The sequence below is a fragment of the Priestia sp. SIMBA_032 genome, assembly GCF_046535215.1.
GTDB classification, from domain to species: domain Bacteria; phylum Bacillota; class Bacilli; order Bacillales; family Bacillaceae_H; genus Priestia; species Priestia aryabhattai.
The window spans coordinates 1-971 of sequence record NZ_JAWRXD010000070.1; the positions used below are offsets into that span (position 1 = coordinate 1).

1 pseudogene is annotated in these 971 nt (G+C 37.9%); it reads left to right on the plus strand.

Annotation, left to right across the window (positions count from 1 at the left end):
- Positions 1 to 94: 94 nt before the first annotated feature.
- Positions 95 to 971, plus strand: a pseudogene (locus SB717_RS33345) (IS3 family transposase); the annotation flags it as partial.

Here is a 971-nt window from a genome sequence, read left to right on the forward strand (position 1 = left end):
GGGACTGACCCCCTAGAGTGAGACAAATAAAAAACACCTTTAAGTTAAAAAACGGGTATGTAGTACCTAACAATAACTTGGAGGTGTTTTTTCTATGGGGACAAGAGTCAGTTATCCGGTAGAAATAAAGTTAAAAGCCATTGAAATGAGATTAGCTGGTGTACCTGTAAAAGAAGTATTATCACAACTGAATATTCGTAATCATACCCAATTAAAAACGTGGATGACATGGTATAAAAATGGGGAAATGCATCGATTCGAACAGCCTGTAGGCAAGCAATATTCGTATGGGAAAGGTCCAGAATTTGATAGCGAGACGTCTAAATTGAAGGCAGAGAACCGGCAGTTAAAGCAACAGATTGAGATCTTAAAAAAGTACAAGGAATTGGAAAGGAAGTGGTACCAGAAATTGTAGTGAATGTGGTGGAAGAATTGAAAGATCAGTTACCTATTTATCAAATTTGTTTACATCTTGATATCCCTCGATCTACTTACTATCGTTGGAAGCACCATAAACAACGAGCTACATTAAAGAAATGGATGGAACAACAAGTGGGTGAACAATGTCATAAACACAAGTTTCGATATGGCTATCGAAAGATTACAGCATTACTCAATCGAACGATGAAGATTAATCATAAGTTTGTGCAGCGTACCATGCAGAAGTATGGTTGGCAATGTCGTGTAAAACGGAAGAAACGCCAGCGAACAGGGCAACCTTATCAGGTTGCAGAGAATGTATTAAATCGTGAATTTCGAGCTGATCGTCCACTTCAAAAACTAGTTACGGATATTACCTACTTGCCTTTTGGACCTAAACAGTTGTATCTTTCAAGTATTCAAGATTTATTTAACGGAGAAATCATTGCGTATTCCATTGGTGATTGTCAAAACATAGCGTTTGTTTTAGATACGTTAAGCCAACTTCCTTCTTTGCCTGAAGGATGTACGTTGCATAGCGATCAAGGTTC